Here is a 15,108-nt window from a genome sequence, read left to right on the forward strand (position 1 = left end):
GGAACGGGAATTATTGCACGCTAATTCTGAGTGCCGCCGCGGTAGCAAACGGACTTAAAGTGGCGCTTCCTGCCAGAAAGGCGCCAAGGATGGCCATATAGCCGTCAACCGGTAACTGCATCTGCGCCGCGCCCACGGCGGCGGTGGCGAAAATCAGTAACGGAATCATCAGCGGCAGCACCAGCAGGCTCAGCAATACGCCGCCGCGCCGAAGGCCGACGGTCAGCCCCACGCCGATGGCGCCAATAAAGCTCAGCGTTGGCGTGCCCATCAATAGCGTCAGGGCCAGCACCTGCCACTCCGCCGTCGAAAGTCCGAATAACATGGCGATCAGCGGAGAGATTATCAGCAGCGGCAGCCCGGAGACCACCCAATGCGCCGCAATCTTTGCCAGCACCACCAGCGACAGCGGTACCGGCATCAGCATCATTTGCTGCAGCGAGCCATCCAGCCAGTCATCGCGAAACAGCCGGTCCATTGCCAGCAGCGAAGAGAGCAGCGCCGCCACCCACACAATGCCCGGCGCAATCTGCCGGAGCAGCTGCGGTTCAGGGCCGATACTGAGGGGGAACAGGGTGATAATAATCAGGAAAAACCACAGCGGGTTGATAATTTCGGCGTAATTGCGAAAGGCAAGGCGCAGGTCGCGCCAGAATATCTGCTTGATCATGCCGCAGCCGCCTCATCGTCATTCAGCATAATCGTGCGTAAGGGAACGCAGAGCGGGCGCAGGGGTTGATGGGTGGTCAGGATGACCGCACCGCCCTGGCCGACGTGCTGCTCCAGCCGGGTGGTCAGCGTTTGTACGCCAGCCGCATCGAGCGCGGTGAAGGGTTCATCTAAAATCCAGAACGTCGCGCGGCTGAGCCATAGTCTCGCCAGCGCGACGCGCCGCTGTTGCCCTGCGGAGAGTTGCGCTACGGGAACATCTTCAAAGCCCACCAGCTCAACCTGCGCCAGCGCCTGCCATCGCGCCTCAATGGTCGCCTCGGGATGGTAAAAGCGCAGATTTTCGTCCGCCGTGAGCGCCCCTTTCACCCCAACCTGATGACCGAGCCATAAGAGCTGCGCGTGCCAGCTATCGCGAGTACGCCGCAGCGGTTTGCCCTGCCAGAGAATTTCCCCTTCTTCTGGCGTCGATAACCCGGTTAAGAGATGTAATAACGAGGTTTTTCCCGCGCCGTTGGGGCCTGAAATTTGAATAATCTCGCCTGGCTGTACCGAAAACGATAAGTGGGTAAAAAGGGTTCGTTCATCCCGCAGGCAGGCGATATTTTGTATGTCCAGCATCAGAAAGCAGGTCCAGTCCGGGCGTCAGCGCATTCAAGTGCCTTATTATAACGAAAGAAAACAATCTGTTTTGCTGAATGTATTAAAAATTTTATACCGGAGCTAAGCGGGTAAAAATGCTAAAAACACATAATCGAACATGCCAGTAGCGGTTGCATTTTCACCACTACCGGCATTCCCTTCTTTAGCGATGCAAGCGTAAGGTGCTGGCAATAGAGGATATTGCCGCAATAGCGCAGGCGAAGCCAAACACATAAACGGCAAACTGTGCGCCGCCTGGGCCGGTTAAGCCGTTCAACAGCGCAATGACCATCGCCACCAGCGCCGCACCGATGGACTGCCCTGTCGTCCTGGCCGTTGATAGTACGCCGGAGGCCGTTACCGTGCGATTTGCTGAAACATTGGCAAACATCTCCTTGTTGTTTGGCGGCAGGAATAAGCCATACCCCACCCCGCAAACGGCAACGCGCCACAAGAAATCATTCACCGTCGCAGCGTGCGGCAATAGCGCCAACGACCCTAAGCCAAGACAAAAGATAACCACCCCGACGGTAGAAATTTGCGTCGGATTAAAACGGTTTGACAGTCTTCCCGCTACCGGGGCACAGAAGGCGACAGCCACCGGCCACGGCGTAAAGATAAACGCCGATTCAAGCACTGAATAGTGATAGCTATGTTGCAACACAAACGGTAAGCCGACCAGCGCCATTCCCTGAGCCACGAACATAGAGACGGATGAAAGCACCGCAAAGCTATATTGCCGTGAACGAAATATATCAAGCGGCAATAAGGGGTGCTTTGCTCGTGTCTGGACGATAATAAAGAAAGCAAATAACGCCACTGACGCCGCCGCGCAATAGATAAGCGTCAGGCTCTCCCAGCGGCCAATTTGATCGACTGCCACCACCATTAAGCCCAATGCTGCTGCCGAACTCAGAGCCCCTGCCCAATCAAAGCCCTTCTCCTTTTCGTTATCCGCCCCTAATGAAATCAGGGAGAAAATAATCGCAGCGCCGCCAAGCGGGATATTGATATAGAAAAGCCACGGCCAGGAAAGATACGAAATGATAAGTCCGCCCAACGCCGGACCGATTGCCGTGCCAACCGCAAAGGCCAGCGCATTCAGCCCGAATATCGTTCCTAGCGCGCGAGGTGGAAAAATAACCCGGTACAATCCCAGCCCCACGCTTATCATGACCGCATAACTTACCCCTTGTAGTATCCGCATGGTAACCAGTACGCCAAAGGTCGGCGCAAGGCTACAGCCCAGCGAAGAGAGCGTAAATAACACCATTCCCGCCGTGTAAAAACGCTTCTCACCGATTCTGCTGCCCAGCGACGCGCAAATCAGCATCGTCGCCGCGCTGGCTACCTGATAGCCGTTGGTGATCCAGATACTGGACGCCGAATCGACCTGTAACGCACTGGCAATGGTGGGCAATGCGATATTGACAATAGAGCTATCCAGCGCCGCCATCAGCACGCCAATTAATATGGCCGCGGCGGCTAAATAGCGCCTCGGCGCCTCAAAACCTTGATCAAGAGTACTACTACTTACCAACGACATATCCGCAGGTCCTTTATTAGAATGAAATTACGCGCACAGACTTTCGCTCGCGACACTTGTCCCTTCGAGATAGGTCAGCATCCCAAGCATAAGTACCTCCTCAGGCCGGGCGATAACCGGAGAGCGCGGCGTTTTCCACGGCTGCTTGCTGCCATTAATACGGATGCTCCTGAGGAAGCAGTAAGCGGTGAGGACATAAAAGCGATGACGCATATTCTCGCCCATTATCGGCAGCAGCCCGGAAATACCGCCAATTTCCGGAATTTCGCTGAGAATATTGCCGTAATCCTGTTTCGCCAGAACAAACATGAGCGCGTCAGACATCGGAACCATTTTCACTGCGTCTTCAACCTCGGCTGCCAGCTCATGCCAGAACGAAAAAGCAAAGCGCGAAAAGCCGAAAAGGGGATCGAGGCCACTGACGGAAAAATCAGGATCGATGAAATGAGTCAATGAACGTTCTTCGTCATAAAGCACGTTGCCAAAGTGAAAATTGAAATGAGCCTTTTCTACCGATCGGAATTCTTCACCACGCGCCATCTCGATCGCTTTTTCGATAACCTCTCTGGCGGTAATGCTAAAACGGACGCCATTCAGTAAAACCGGTTTATCAAACAGATCGTGCGCAAATCGCGTAGCTTCCCACTCCTCCTGCAACCTGGCTGGCATATCGCTGACCCGTGCAGGTTGGTTTTCTATCTCCAGTCCAATCGCGGTTTGGATGTTCTCCAGGGCATTCAGAACTATTTTGCGCCGCGCCGCGAGCGTCCTTTGTTCATCAAGCACGATAGCCGATAGCGGAAGTGAGGCTTTCTTTTCCAGAACATAAAACTGACGTCCGGCGGCAACCCCCTCATGTAACACCGGCACCATCAGTTCCGGATAAAGAGTATGTAACGCGCGGATTTGCTCAACCTCAGCCTTTAGCTTGCTATTGAAATCAGGAGACATGGCGGTTTTCACCACAAAACCAGAATTTAAAAAATCAACGGTATGGGAACGTGTCATTTTTCAATCTCCTGAAAGGTCGCCACCGGTAGACCTTGGGCAATATTGCGCGCAACGGCGCGAACAACTGCGGTATACCCTACCGAATTGTTAACAAAGGACTGGATAATCACTTCGCTCAGATTCTGCTTCGCCAGATATGTGGGTCGAAGAATGAGTAAATGGTTAGCGTCAGAGAGAATTGTCGAACAGCGGCGCTCATAAGCATAAGCGCGTCCCCCAAGAGGCGACCGCGAGGCCATCACTACATGAGGATGCAGCTTGTTCACGCGCTCAATGGCAGCTTCAATTAAACCAGTCGTTAAAGCACCGTTATCTTCGACGATAAAGCGGTTAATCTGATAGCCAGGGGCATGAACTGGCGCGCGAAGCGACACCGTATTCACCAACGGCGCCCACGGCATGACTTTTTTCTGGCTCATGGCAATTTGCGAGAAGCTGGGACGCAGATTGTCGCGAGCATCCTGCATACGGCCTTCAAAGGAGCGAGTGCCAAGTACGCCATTCGGCGTATCTGGATGCACAATATCGGTTTCAACCGACACAATTTGCGAAGCGTTGCCATGGATAGCATTTAGTGCCTCAACCACAACACGTAATGAAGCATGCATCCCATTGGTCTGGCAGGAACCCAGACAGTACATACCAGAACTTACTACCTTACGCTGAATCGTACTGATATCGTCACTCGTCAGATCGCCAAGGCAGCCATAAATACTTTTTAGGCTATCAGCCTCAGCGACACCCAGCACTACATTGGCCAGCTCCTGCATGTTGCGAGCAACAGGACTGTGCCGATCCATATCCTGTTTGCTGGTGGCAATAAAACCGATATCAAAGCGCCCGTTAACGGGTGGGCACACTTTGGCTAAATCGCCAAAGAAGAAATGAATTTCACGACCGTCAATTTGCAACGTATCGTCATTGATTATCTCGACCCGGGACTGGATGCCAGGTTGCGCCATCGCCAGACGCGCCACAATGCCATCAATCGGACGTAACTCCGGATAGTGTTTATCAGTAGCAGGCGGATTCGTTACTACGGTCTGCACCACGAAACCATCATTCTGCGGATCGTTTTGAATCAACAGATTTGCGCCAATCTCTGCACCACAGCCAACCAGTATTGCCTTTTTCACTTCATTCACCTTTAGCGTTATAAATTTATGTCAATGATTCAGAAATGGATTAATGCCAGGAAAAAAGTTTCAGGAACTCATTAACAGACATAGTCTCAAGCGCCGGGCCAGTGGTTAGGATATCGGCCAGTCTGTCCGCCCGATCGCGTAGCGGGCTGTCTGAAAGATTCAGATGGAATTTGGTTAACAGTGCGTCAAAACACTCCTCACGACGGCGGACGTGACCAAGCGGATATTCAATAAGCTCGGCAATCTCCTCCGTCATTCCACGACATTTAATGTACAGCGCATTCGGGATCGCGCGTTTTTCTGGGTCGTAGTAGCTTTCGGTAAAAGAAGGACGTTCAGTACAGGTAATTTTGTGGCGTAAGGCTTCCAGTTGCGGATCGCAGGCCAATGGCTCATGGAAATCCCTAATCGTCAGATTTCCAGTTTGTAGCCCTACCGCTACCATATATTGCAGGCAGTGGTCGCGATCGGCTGAGTTATTCAGCACACCTGATTTATCAATAATTTGAATCGCCGGACGCGTCGTTTCTACGCGAACATATTCGATTGATTCAGGTGAATAACCGGCGGCAAGTATTTTTTTACGCAGGTTAATTGCCGCCTCGACCGCGGTCTGAGCATGATATTCAGCAGGATTGGGAACTTTAAACAATATATTATTGATGACGAAGTCTGAGAGATCTCGCGTCAGGTTGAACGACTGACCGCGTAGCACCGCATCATCAAATCCCCAGCGTTTAGCCGTTAACGCCGTCGGATACCCCATCTCATCTGCCTGGGCAAACAGCGCCAATTGCAGTCCGCGAGCTGTGGCATCGCCGGCGGCCCATGATTTACGGGTGCCTGCATTAGGTGCATGTCGGTAAGTTCTGAGCGCATGGCCATCAATTATCACGTTGGAAAGCGCACTCAGCGCCTGATCCTTCGATAATCCCATGATCTGTGCAGCTGCAATCGCCGAAGCCACCTTGACCAGCACGACATGATCAATACCTAGCGCATTAAAACAGTTCGACAGGCACAGTACGCCATGAATTTCATACGCCCTGACCATGGTGTTCAGAACCGCCGCCATACTTACCTCTGGCTGGGCGCTATCGGAGAGGCTCCGCCACGCGGCAGCGGCCAGGATTGCCCCAAGGTTATCGGACGGATGTCCCCACTCTTGCGCCAGCCAGGTATCGTTAAACTCAAGCCAGCGGATCATCGAACCAATTTGAAAAGCCGCTTCGATTGGCCCTAACCGCAATGACGTCCCCATGACCGGGACCCCCTGAGGGTTGCGACTGAATTGCGCGCTGCGCATGAGTCTGGAACAGTCGGCATCTGTAGAGGCGGCTATCGCACAGCCTATTGAATCCAGCAGACAAAAACGCGCCATCCGGAGCGTCTCATTATTAAAGGCTGTTTGCTCGTAGGCATAATCAACCAGATCGATCATTATTTTATCAAACTCAGCGTGCGCCATGTTTTATCCCATAAACGAAATGAAGGTTTCATCAATACGAGTAATAAAGGCCAGAAAAGCGAGATGACTGAATACAAGAGGATGTGTAACCACTTGATTATAAAATGAATAATTGGCCTTACTGATTAAATCGTAATTGGCGCGGCAATAAAAAACCAGCGAATAAAATCGAGGTATTCATCGAAAAGATTGATACCTTAATGATATTCAACAGAGCATGGCTCATTGCAATGGAGATTCAGGGCATACGAATTGATATACGAATAAGCTTATTGATGTCGAACGTCTTCGCTGTGACGCTCTCTGGCCAGCACTACCAACACTGGCAATTAGAAACATGATGACAAAACAAACGTCACAAATTATAAATACAATCGCAACATTAAACTAACTTTTAGCATGAGGTCTCAAATGAAGCTAAGTGAACTTCTTGCGTTCGTGACGGTGGTGGAGACAGGGAATATAACCCAAGCCGCAGAGCGCCTGAATCGAGTGCAATCAAGCATTTCCCACCGAATACGAAGTCTCGAGGACAACCTGGATGTCACCCTGTTAGACAGGAAAACCGAAGGATGCACTCCCACAGCGCAAGGCCAGATACTTTATGAGTATGCACTCAAAATTCTGAACCTGGCGGACGATTGCAAAAACAACATTTCCTACTCTAAAAGCAGTCAGTTGACGATAAGAGTTGGAATAATTGAATGTTTACCCCCCTATATTATTAGTTCCTTGATTGATTTAGGCCAGGAGCTGGGCTGGAACATCGACATATCAATCGGCAACACAATTAGTTTGCTCAGCGCCTTTGATAAAAACGAATTTGATGCGGTAATTATTGGCGCCGGATTTTCCAATACACAACATGCACGTTCCATATTGCTCTCAAGCGAGCTGGTAATTATCACCGAGAAAAATCAACCTCCCATTACTGATATCTCCAGTCTGGATGGCGAAGTCTTTTTGCTCAGTAGTAAAAAATGTGCAACGTCTACGCGCAACTTCAATGTGCTGTTCAATGAAGGCAATATCACGCCAAAACGTGTCGTTGAATGCGGATCTTATCCAGTGCTGTTCTCAAGCATTGCCGCGGGTAAAGGGGTATCGTTGGTGTTGCGCTGTTCTATTAGTAGTGAAGTTAAGAGCAAGATTAAGATTCATCAGCTCTCCGGGCAGTTCAATGACTTCAAAATCGAGTTGGTGTACCGAACAGACTGTGCCTATCTGGATATCGCCAAATTCACCGGTATGATGACCTCTGTGTTCCAGGATCCTCGGCTGCGCGATATCGGTTATTAACTAACTCATATGAACTGCATAAATTATGCTCGCACCACATTATAAAATACACCTACCTATTGAAGACGATCGGTAAAGGTGATTAGCGGGGATATGTTGTCATTCAAGGAAAATCTTGTAGAAAGCTGCGGCTTTCATACTGATTAAGCAGTAAAGCGTGGGAGTGCATCTCATTGACGCATGCCTCCCACCAGAAATGCTGAATATTCAATCTGTCATCATGAGGGTTCGCGCAGGCTGACCAACCTTCTTTCCCGAAACTTTGCCAGAATCGTTTTCATCATCGGTACTTCGAAGTATTTGTATAAAAAAGCGGCGAAAGCAATTGACAGAACCAGAGCAACAGCGATAAGCCCAATCCCTTCAGCTAAATCAAACTTTCTCCCTGCCGTTAAATTCAAAAAATAAAACAGTACTAAGAAATGAACCATATAGAATGCATAAGAGATCTCTCCTAACCAAACCGAGGTTGGCGAATTCAATGCAGTTTTCCTGGTTTTCAAGTCATCGCCGGCAAAAGAGGTAATTAACAAGCAAACAGGAATGATAAATACGACACTCATACTAAATTGGTATGGAATATACATAGAAGCAATATACGTTGCCACCAGTAAGGCAAGTGATACCGTTTTCGACAACATAATTGCCCGGCCATTGATGAGTAGTCGTGCAGCAAACATACCGGCCAGAAACTCAAAAATACGTGCCGGAGGGAAAATATACGAAATCCAGAAATGATGTTGAGAAATAGGGAATGCTCCCATCATTTTATTCGGTTCAGCCCACAGATAGATCGCAACCTGGACTGCTAACGATGCCATTGTGACCAACAACAGAGCAAATAAATCATGCTTTGTCGGGATCGTCTTCATAATCCGGTAAAGGAATGGAAAAGAGAGATAAAACATAGCTTCGATGCATAAAGACCAACTCGGCCGGTTACCAACGAAAAAGTAATGTACATCGTTAAACCAGGTATTCACCAACAGCAGATTGGTCGACCATAATTTATATTGATAAATACTGACTGCACCAATTAAAAATGCAACCAACCATGTCAGGAAATGTGTTGGATAAATTTTAGCAAAACGCCGCAGATAAAAATCACCAACGGTATCCGTATCTTTCGCGGACCATACCATGATAAACCCGCTCAAAATAAAGAAGTATGACACTCCCAGCCAACCAGCTTTACCGACAATAACGGTATAGATATGTTGAATCGTCGGATTGGCGAATGGGGCGAGATCGCTGGGCAGTGATGCATGAAATAAAAAAACTAAAAAAGCAGCCCAAAACCTGCTTCCGGTGATGGAAGGAAGCTTAGGCCGCACTGAAAATGCTCCTGCCGCTATTGATTGCATCCCTGGCGTGATATGTGCTTCACCGTAAAGCTCATCACTACTCATTTCTTTTGTTATTACAGAACTCATTACACTCCTCCACAGATGGTATTTTTATATCACCAAGTTATTCTGAAATAGAAAGATGATTACTGGTATAAAAATTAATAACGGCAAAGCAGTATCGACTCAGATTAATGTCTATTACTCATCAGTAATAATGCAATATCCTGTGTTAAGCTTTTTAATATAACCAAAACCCTGCTCACCAAAATGCATACCGCCAACAAGAACTTGATCGGAGCTGGCCATCTCAAGGATGCGCGCACGCGTCTCCGCTGCCAACTGAGGATCATAATCAAAGGCGATAGTGACATCCGGCTTTAATAGCTGAATATGTGGGAAATGCACAATATCCCCCCAAATCAATAGGCTGTTATGACTCCCGACAATGCTATAGCCGGTATGTCCAGGTGTATGGCCTTTCAAGGGAATAGCATGTATGCCGGCAAGCACTTCACCATCATCAATTAACTGAAGCCGATCTTGATACTGTTTAAAAACGCTGCGCGCCAACAGGAAATTACCTTTAACGCGATCGCTGACCGTCGCAAACTGGTTATCGTCTTGCAGATAATCATATTCATCACGACTGATGAATAGCTCCGCGCGAGGAAATATAGCTTCTCCCTGAGCATTAACCAGGCCACCAATATGATCGGGATGAGCATGAGTGAGTAGAACGGCATCAATATCATCTGGTTGCAAGCCCAGTTTAGCTAAATTCTTAACTAAACCGCCCCCCCAACCTTTAATGCCACCAGCACCGCTATCAATGAGGATATTCTTCCCCTGCTGTTGCACTAAAAAGGTATTGATATGAACTGAATTTGGTTCCTCAGGACAGGATTTTTGCTGAATGGCCCTGCACTCCGTTTCATCTACATTTGCCAGTAGCCCGAAGTCAACCTGCAAGTAGCCATCGCTAACCGCAGTCACTAAGACATCCCCAAGGTCCTTCATTGGCAATTTTTCATTCATATTTTATCCTTTAATTTTTAGCGAAAATATTATTGGCTTGATAAAGGAAACAGCGAATTCTCGCCACAACGCCGATCCTCTCTTTAATTAACAAATCTACCTGATGTAAAAATTCATTCATCACCGGCTCGCTACGAAATATTTCTTGTCTGAGTTTTGCCTCGACATAAACTGGCGTACCATAGCCGATTTCAGCAGTGAGATAAGTAATGTGGATATTATTGTCTTTAGCTTGCAGTATCTCTTTGGCTAAATTTGCCAGGGCAATCGAAAATTCAGCAAAGGCGGCGGAATCCAACCGATATCTTGCTGATGTAGATACAGTAATACTGGGCATTTAGAAACTACTCCTGCAACAGGTATTTTAGCAACGTGGAACTACACGGTATGGGTAGTCACCAGACGCATGCGTTTAATCACATCCGGATTAACCACCGTGCCCAACTCGGCATCACCACGGCGGAGTTTATCCACCCATTCCATTCCTTTGGTAACCTGACCAAAGACGGTATAGTTTTGATCTAAATATCGAGCGCGGGTTGAGGTGATAAAAAATTGATGGCAAGCACTGTGCGGATTTCGCGATCTGGCCATGCCAATAGTGCCGCGTTCAAACGGCAAATGATTAATCTCCGCAGCCAGTTTTGGCATTACGCTGGGATCAAACCGTGTATTTTGTAGCGGCTCACCAGTTTGCGCCATAAACCCATCAATAACCCTGGAAAAAGGCATACCATCATAAAATTTAGACTGTACGAGTGTCTTAATCCGCGCCACATGATTAGGGGCAATATCAGAAAATAACTTTATCGTGACGATGCCACTATCCAACTCCATCTCAATAGTATCATCTGCAGAACCTAGCCATTTTAACGCGGCAGGCAACGCGACGGCTCCCGCACATAATCCCAGGCAGCCGCCAATAAATAACCGACGATTCATATCATTTACTCCATTCTGGCGACAGAAATTACCGCCTGTCGCTGCATTTGCTCATTAGCCGCGCTGATTGGCCCCTTATCGCGGCATTGATCTATTAATGTGTTTGCGCTTTCTCAATAAATGTAATGATCTCATCGGTAAGCGCATCCGGTTTTTCTAAATTAGGTAAATGTGAAGCGCCGGGGATAACATGTAATTCGGCATTACGCTTTTTCGCCAGACGTTGCGCGTAGTCTTGCGGAGTCAGCTTATCTTCCGCTCCCCTGACTATAACCGCACTAACGTCATGGATATTCATATTAGTCAAATCAGTATCGGCAATAGCTAAAGAACACCCGGAGAAAGCTTCGACCGTTGTATTGCGCAGCATTTTCCTCAGACCGTCAGCCTCAGGCGAGTCGATAAATTGCGGCGTGACCCAATTACTGATAATTCCTCTCTCAAGGTGCTCAAGACCATGCTGGAAAACATCCTCCGCCCTTGCGCGCCATAGCGAGGGCGGAGCGGCATTCACCAGCGAAGTATCAATAATCACCATTCCCTGTACGCGTTGCGGTAATTTGAAGCCAATCCATTGTGCTATCGTGCCGCCAATTGAAACACCGACGACATAGAACTTATTGATGTTCAGATGATCGACGACAGCAATAACATCATCGGCAAGATCTTCCATTGAAAAAGGCAACGCGTCGACGGCACTGAGTCCATGTCCGCGAATATCCAGGCGGACTACTCGATAACGCTCGGTTAATCGCGGCATTTGCAGATCCCAAAGATGCATATCCGTTCCTAACGAGTGAAGAAGAATCACTGTCGTCGCATTTTCTGGGCCCTGTACATCGACGTGCTGAGTTAATTTCAGTGGTCGGATAAACATTTAAAATCTCCGTATGCTTATTTTTACTTTTATCATTGACTCCGGATGCCGGTACACAGGCTCAGACGCACGGTTATACCAAAGTAATGTTTATCTGTTTAAGCTATCCCGCAAGCGCACTCATCAGGAAAAACGTGAGGTTATTTCCCGCATTAACATCGGATAAATGTTCTTATCTTGTTAGTACTGCTAGTATTATTAGAGTAATTTAATCCTGTGCTCTAACGGATAATTTCGATATCGCTATCGAATTTGTTGATGTGGTAAAGCCCCCCAATTCCCACCTGCTACGCTTACTACTCCATTCCATAAAAAAGGCTCAACCATGAATATTGATTTATCGGGGAAAGTCGCGCTGGTAACGGCGTCCACGGCCGGTATTGGTTACGCCATTGCGAAGGGGCTGGCGGCCAGCGGCGCGGAAGTGATTATCAACGGCCGCAGCGAACATAGCGTTAATGCGGCGATGGCGCGGCTGCAACAGGAGGTGCCGGGATTCAGGCCCTATCCCGCAGTGGCCGATCTCAGTGACGCCGCCGGGGTGAGTCAACTGCTGCAGGCGGTGAATGAAGTCGATATCCTGGTGAATAACGCCGGTATTTACGGCCCGCAGGATTTTTACGCCACCGATGACGCCACCTGGGAAAACTACTGGCAAACCAACGTGATGTCAGGCGTTCGCCTGTCACGCGCGCTGTTGCCCGCCATGGTGCGTAAAGGCTGGGGACGGGTGGTCTTTATCTCCTCCGAATCGGCACGCAATATTCCCGCCGATATGATCCACTACGGCGTGACCAAAACCGCGCAGCTGTCGCTGGCCCGCGGGCTGGCGAAATACGTCGCCGGCAGCGGCGTCACCGTAAACAGCGTGCTGCCCGGCCCGACCCTCTCAGACGGTTTTGCCGAAATGATGAAAGAGGAAGTCGCCCGCACCGGTAAGCCGCTGGAACAACTGGCGAAAGAGTTTGTTATGGCGCAGCGCCCCGCTTCCGTTATTCAGCGTGCGGCCTCGGTGGACGAGGTGGCCAATATGGTAGTCTACGTCTGTTCGCCGCAGGCTTCTGCCACCTCCGGCGCCGCGCTGCGGGTCGATGGCGGCGTGGTCGATGATATTGTCTGAATTACCCGCTAAGCAGGGGGAGCAAAGCTCCCCTGAGATTGATGACAAACCTCATGCAACCGTTGGACTTACAGATTGCAAGAGACAAATAACAAGGAAAATCAATTTATTGGTTTTCGGCTGATAACCACAAAGAAGGAAAAACCACGCTTTTTCCTTCTTTGTCAGCAGTCTGGGGGGAGCAAAGCTCCCCTTTCTCACCTGCAGTTGCGCTATTTAGCGCTAAATAGCTCAAAAGGTTTAAAACACGCCGCGATGTCGCACAAAGTGAACAGGAAGCAACATTCATGATACTTATCATTGCTGTTTTGAACATAAATAGTGGTGTTAATGTCTGTCATCAGAAGCTTACTTTTCTTTCTCGGCGCGGCGGCGGCTTCCGCCATCGCGGTACTTTGTCTGTGGGTGGATATTCGGGTGTTTGGCAACGATATTCCGGAGATTTCGCTTACCGAGGTGGTGCAGGAGGGCGTGCTGGCGATAATCGTGCTGATTCACTTCCTGCTGGCGAAAAAATATGAGCTCCTGCGCTACTGTAATATCCTCGTTGGCGGCTTCTTCCTGGCGATGCTGATCCGCGAACTGGACGCGCTTTTTGACCTTATTTCTCACGGTAGCTGGGTATGGTTCGCGCTGGCAACGACGATAGCCGCGCTAATCGTGCCACTGCGCCACTCTCGTCAAACGCTGTCGCAACTGGCGCAATATACCCGCACGCCTTACTACGGCATGATGATAAGCGGCCTGCTGGCGATTCTGGTCTTCTCACGACTGTTCGGCATGCATGGCTTATGGTACGCCGTACTTGATGAGAACTACGCGCGGGTGGTGAAAAATACCGTTGAAGAGGGTAGCGAGTCGTTCGGCTACATGCTTTGCCTGACCGCCTCGATTGGCTACTACTGCTACTTCCGCTATCAGGCGCGACAGAAAAGCTAATCCACTGCGCCGCCAGAATCTGATGCTCTGGCGGCAGCACGAATCATGAATTACCCCTGAATTTTCCACTTCCGCTTGAGCACATTTTTGTCCTGGCTATCCAGCCAGTGGTTCACTTTCTCAAGCAGCGCCGGATTATCCTTATTCATCATATAGACCTTATAGCTGGCGGTGCCGGGAAACGGTGTCTCATTCGCTACGCAGAACACGCCGGGCTCCTTGCTCTGGTAATACTCCCCTTCAATCAGGTCGGTCACCATCATATCGGCCGTTTTTTGCCGTAACGCCTGCAGATTATCGACATTGTTCTGCACGCGAATGATCTGCGCATGCTTGATGTGCTCATCAACGAAACTTTGGTTAGTGCCGCCGGGGTTCACAATCACCTTCACATTCGGCTGGTCGATTTTTTCAAGGCTGCCGAGCGCTGGCGCGGCGCTGCAGTTAGCGAGGGCGATTTTGCCATTGGCCACCACCGGATGGCTCAGGGAGAAATCTTTCGCCCGTGCCGCCGTCTCCGTTACGCCGCCCATGGCGATATCAAACTTATCGGCTTTTAAATCAGTCGATAGCGTTGGCCAACTGGTGATAATAAACGTCACCTTCACCCCCAGCGTTTTACCCAGATCGTGCGCCATATCGACGTCGTAGCCGATAAGTTCGCCAGCGCCGTTATGAAACGCCAACGGCGCGTAGTCCCCCGGTACGCCGACTTTTAACTCGCCGCTTTGTTGAATCGACTGCATATCGCGCGCATGGCCCGCCAGTGCGGCCAGGGATAGCGTCAGGGCAAGCACCGCCTTCACTTTCATTTTATGATCCTTTTTTAATCATCAGTTTTTTGGTTATCACTCTGTCTGTCGCTGACGGCAAGCAAAATTATCTCTCTACCGCTCCGGCCCACAACCACATTGTTAACGATATGTTTTATTTTTGTGATGCACAACCAGGATTCATTGCACCTGATTTGTGCAATGAATAACCAAATCCTACGCTCAGGATCCGCTCACCTCCCAATAGATTAGCGATATTGCTGGAAATACTATTTCCCGCAATAGCTGGCACA

The 15,108-nt window shown here is 49.4% G+C and carries 15 protein-coding genes; 3 read left to right on the plus strand and 12 right to left on the minus strand.

Going from position 1 to position 15,108, the window contains the following annotated elements; all coding sequences use genetic code 11:
- Positions 1 to 10: 10 nt before the first annotated feature.
- The 6 genes from ccmB to PGS10_RS22420 form a co-directional block, all read right to left on the minus strand.
- The gene (ccmB, locus tag PGS10_RS22395; RefSeq protein ID WP_045378271.1) at positions 11 to 670 is read right to left on the minus strand and encodes a heme exporter protein CcmB; all 660 of its coding nucleotides are present in this window, start codon (positions 668 to 670) and stop codon (positions 11 to 13) included.
- Complete coding sequence (ccmA, locus tag PGS10_RS22400) at positions 667 to 1,290, minus strand: cytochrome c biogenesis heme-transporting ATPase CcmA (protein WP_316423518.1); 624 nt, start codon at positions 1,288 to 1,290, stop codon at positions 667 to 669. The genes ccmB and ccmA overlap by 4 nt, the downstream gene beginning before the upstream one ends.
- 184 nt (positions 1,291 to 1,474) lie before the next feature.
- Positions 1,475 to 2,857, minus strand: coding sequence for an MFS transporter (locus PGS10_RS22405; protein WP_047050258.1), 1,383 nt, complete (start codon positions 2,855 to 2,857; stop codon positions 1,475 to 1,477).
- Positions 2,858 to 2,884: 27 nt separating this feature from the next.
- Positions 2,885 to 3,865 (minus strand): hypothetical protein, encoded by a 981-nt coding sequence (locus PGS10_RS22410; RefSeq protein WP_316423519.1) that lies wholly within the window; start codon positions 3,863 to 3,865, stop codon positions 2,885 to 2,887.
- The gene (locus PGS10_RS22415; RefSeq protein ID WP_316423520.1) at positions 3,862 to 5,004 is read right to left on the minus strand and encodes a hypothetical protein; all 1,143 of its coding nucleotides are present in this window, start codon (positions 5,002 to 5,004) and stop codon (positions 3,862 to 3,864) included. Before PGS10_RS22415 ends, PGS10_RS22410 begins: the two co-directional genes overlap by 4 nt.
- A gap of 49 nt (positions 5,005 to 5,053) precedes the next feature.
- Entirely contained in the window at positions 5,054 to 6,481 is a 1,428-nt protein-coding gene (locus tag PGS10_RS22420; RefSeq protein WP_316423521.1) for a bifunctional 2-methylcitrate dehydratase/aconitate hydratase, read from the minus strand.
- A gap of 411 nt (positions 6,482 to 6,892) precedes the next feature.
- Between PGS10_RS22420 and PGS10_RS22425 the strand changes: the two genes are divergently transcribed.
- The gene (locus tag PGS10_RS22425; protein ID WP_047044392.1) at positions 6,893 to 7,780 is read left to right on the plus strand and encodes a LysR family transcriptional regulator; all 888 of its coding nucleotides are present in this window, start codon (positions 6,893 to 6,895) and stop codon (positions 7,778 to 7,780) included.
- Between the two features lie 218 nt (positions 7,781 to 7,998).
- Here the strand turns inward: PGS10_RS22425 and PGS10_RS22430 are convergent, their stop codons facing one another.
- From PGS10_RS22430 to PGS10_RS22450, 5 genes are all read right to left on the minus strand, one after another.
- Positions 7,999 to 9,213 carry an acyltransferase family protein gene (locus PGS10_RS22430; protein ID WP_316423522.1) on the minus strand — a complete coding sequence of 405 codons (1,215 nt, stop codon included), beginning with the start codon at positions 9,211 to 9,213 and terminating at the stop codon, positions 7,999 to 8,001.
- A 114-nt stretch (positions 9,214 to 9,327) separates the two neighbouring features.
- Positions 9,328 to 10,164 carry an MBL fold metallo-hydrolase gene (locus tag PGS10_RS22435; protein ID WP_316423523.1) on the minus strand — a complete coding sequence of 279 codons (837 nt, stop codon included), beginning with the start codon at positions 10,162 to 10,164 and terminating at the stop codon, positions 9,328 to 9,330.
- 10 nt (positions 10,165 to 10,174) lie between these two features.
- Entirely contained in the window at positions 10,175 to 10,501 is a 327-nt protein-coding gene (locus PGS10_RS22440; RefSeq protein WP_045395158.1) for a hypothetical protein, read from the minus strand.
- A gap of 41 nt (positions 10,502 to 10,542) precedes the next feature.
- The gene (locus PGS10_RS22445; RefSeq protein ID WP_047044385.1) at positions 10,543 to 11,106 is read right to left on the minus strand and encodes a peptidylprolyl isomerase; all 564 of its coding nucleotides are present in this window, start codon (positions 11,104 to 11,106) and stop codon (positions 10,543 to 10,545) included.
- Positions 11,107 to 11,200: 94 nt separating this feature from the next.
- Positions 11,201 to 11,983 (minus strand): alpha/beta fold hydrolase, encoded by a 783-nt coding sequence (locus PGS10_RS22450; RefSeq protein ID WP_316423524.1) that lies wholly within the window; start codon positions 11,981 to 11,983, stop codon positions 11,201 to 11,203.
- Between the two features lie 325 nt (positions 11,984 to 12,308).
- On the opposite strand from PGS10_RS22450, the gene PGS10_RS22455 reads away from it, so the two are divergent.
- Both PGS10_RS22455 and PGS10_RS22460 read left to right on the plus strand, forming a co-directional pair.
- Positions 12,309 to 13,103, plus strand: coding sequence for an SDR family NAD(P)-dependent oxidoreductase (locus tag PGS10_RS22455; RefSeq protein ID WP_045395163.1), 795 nt, complete (start codon positions 12,309 to 12,311; stop codon positions 13,101 to 13,103).
- Between the two features lie 330 nt (positions 13,104 to 13,433).
- Positions 13,434 to 14,042 (plus strand): hypothetical protein, encoded by a 609-nt coding sequence (locus PGS10_RS22460; RefSeq protein WP_047078453.1) that lies wholly within the window; start codon positions 13,434 to 13,436, stop codon positions 14,040 to 14,042.
- Between the two features lie 50 nt (positions 14,043 to 14,092).
- Here PGS10_RS22460 and PGS10_RS22465 read toward each other — a convergent pair whose 3' ends face one another.
- The gene (locus PGS10_RS22465) at positions 14,093 to 14,854 is read right to left on the minus strand and encodes a transporter substrate-binding domain-containing protein (protein WP_047044377.1); all 762 of its coding nucleotides are present in this window, start codon (positions 14,852 to 14,854) and stop codon (positions 14,093 to 14,095) included.
- Positions 14,855 to 15,108 lie beyond the last annotated feature (254 nt).

The sequence above is a fragment of the Klebsiella sp. 141153 genome, assembly GCF_032601995.1.
Taxonomy (GTDB): Bacteria; Pseudomonadota; Gammaproteobacteria; order Enterobacterales; family Enterobacteriaceae; genus Klebsiella; species Klebsiella aerogenes.

What these genes read in the sequence shown, in the direction of transcription:
- PGS10_RS22430 (WP_316423522.1), bottom strand. Translation starts at nt 9,213, where the DNA reads ATGAGTTCTGTAATAACAAAAGAAATGAGTAGTGATGAGCTTTACGGT.
- PGS10_RS22440 (WP_045395158.1), bottom strand. Translation starts at nt 10,501, where the DNA reads ATGCCCAGTATTACTGTATCTACATCAGCAAGATATCGGTTGGATTCC.
- PGS10_RS22405 (WP_047050258.1), bottom strand. Translation starts at nt 2,857, where the DNA reads ATGTCGTTGGTAAGTAGTAGTACTCTTGATCAAGGTTTTGAGGCGCCG.
- PGS10_RS22425 (WP_047044392.1), top strand. Translation starts at nt 6,893, where the DNA reads ATGAAGCTAAGTGAACTTCTTGCGTTCGTGACGGTGGTGGAGACAGGG.
- PGS10_RS22465 (WP_047044377.1), bottom strand. Translation starts at nt 14,854, where the DNA reads ATGAAAGTGAAGGCGGTGCTTGCCCTGACGCTATCCCTGGCCGCACTG.
- PGS10_RS22420 (WP_316423521.1), bottom strand. Translation starts at nt 6,481, where the DNA reads ATGGCGCACGCTGAGTTTGATAAAATAATGATCGATCTGGTTGATTAT.
- PGS10_RS22435 (WP_316423523.1), bottom strand. Translation starts at nt 10,164, where the DNA reads ATGAATGAAAAATTGCCAATGAAGGACCTTGGGGATGTCTTAGTGACT.
- PGS10_RS22450 (WP_316423524.1), bottom strand. Translation starts at nt 11,983, where the DNA reads ATGTTTATCCGACCACTGAAATTAACTCAGCACGTCGATGTACAGGGC.
- PGS10_RS22455 (WP_045395163.1), top strand. Translation starts at nt 12,309, where the DNA reads ATGAATATTGATTTATCGGGGAAAGTCGCGCTGGTAACGGCGTCCACG.
- ccmB (WP_045378271.1), bottom strand. Translation starts at nt 670, where the DNA reads ATGATCAAGCAGATATTCTGGCGCGACCTGCGCCTTGCCTTTCGCAAT.
- PGS10_RS22460 (WP_047078453.1), top strand. Translation starts at nt 13,434, where the DNA reads ATGTCTGTCATCAGAAGCTTACTTTTCTTTCTCGGCGCGGCGGCGGCT.
- PGS10_RS22445 (WP_047044385.1), bottom strand. Translation starts at nt 11,106, where the DNA reads ATGAATCGTCGGTTATTTATTGGCGGCTGCCTGGGATTATGTGCGGGA.
- ccmA (WP_316423518.1), bottom strand. Translation starts at nt 1,290, where the DNA reads ATGCTGGACATACAAAATATCGCCTGCCTGCGGGATGAACGAACCCTT.
- PGS10_RS22410 (WP_316423519.1), bottom strand. Translation starts at nt 3,865, where the DNA reads ATGACACGTTCCCATACCGTTGATTTTTTAAATTCTGGTTTTGTGGTG.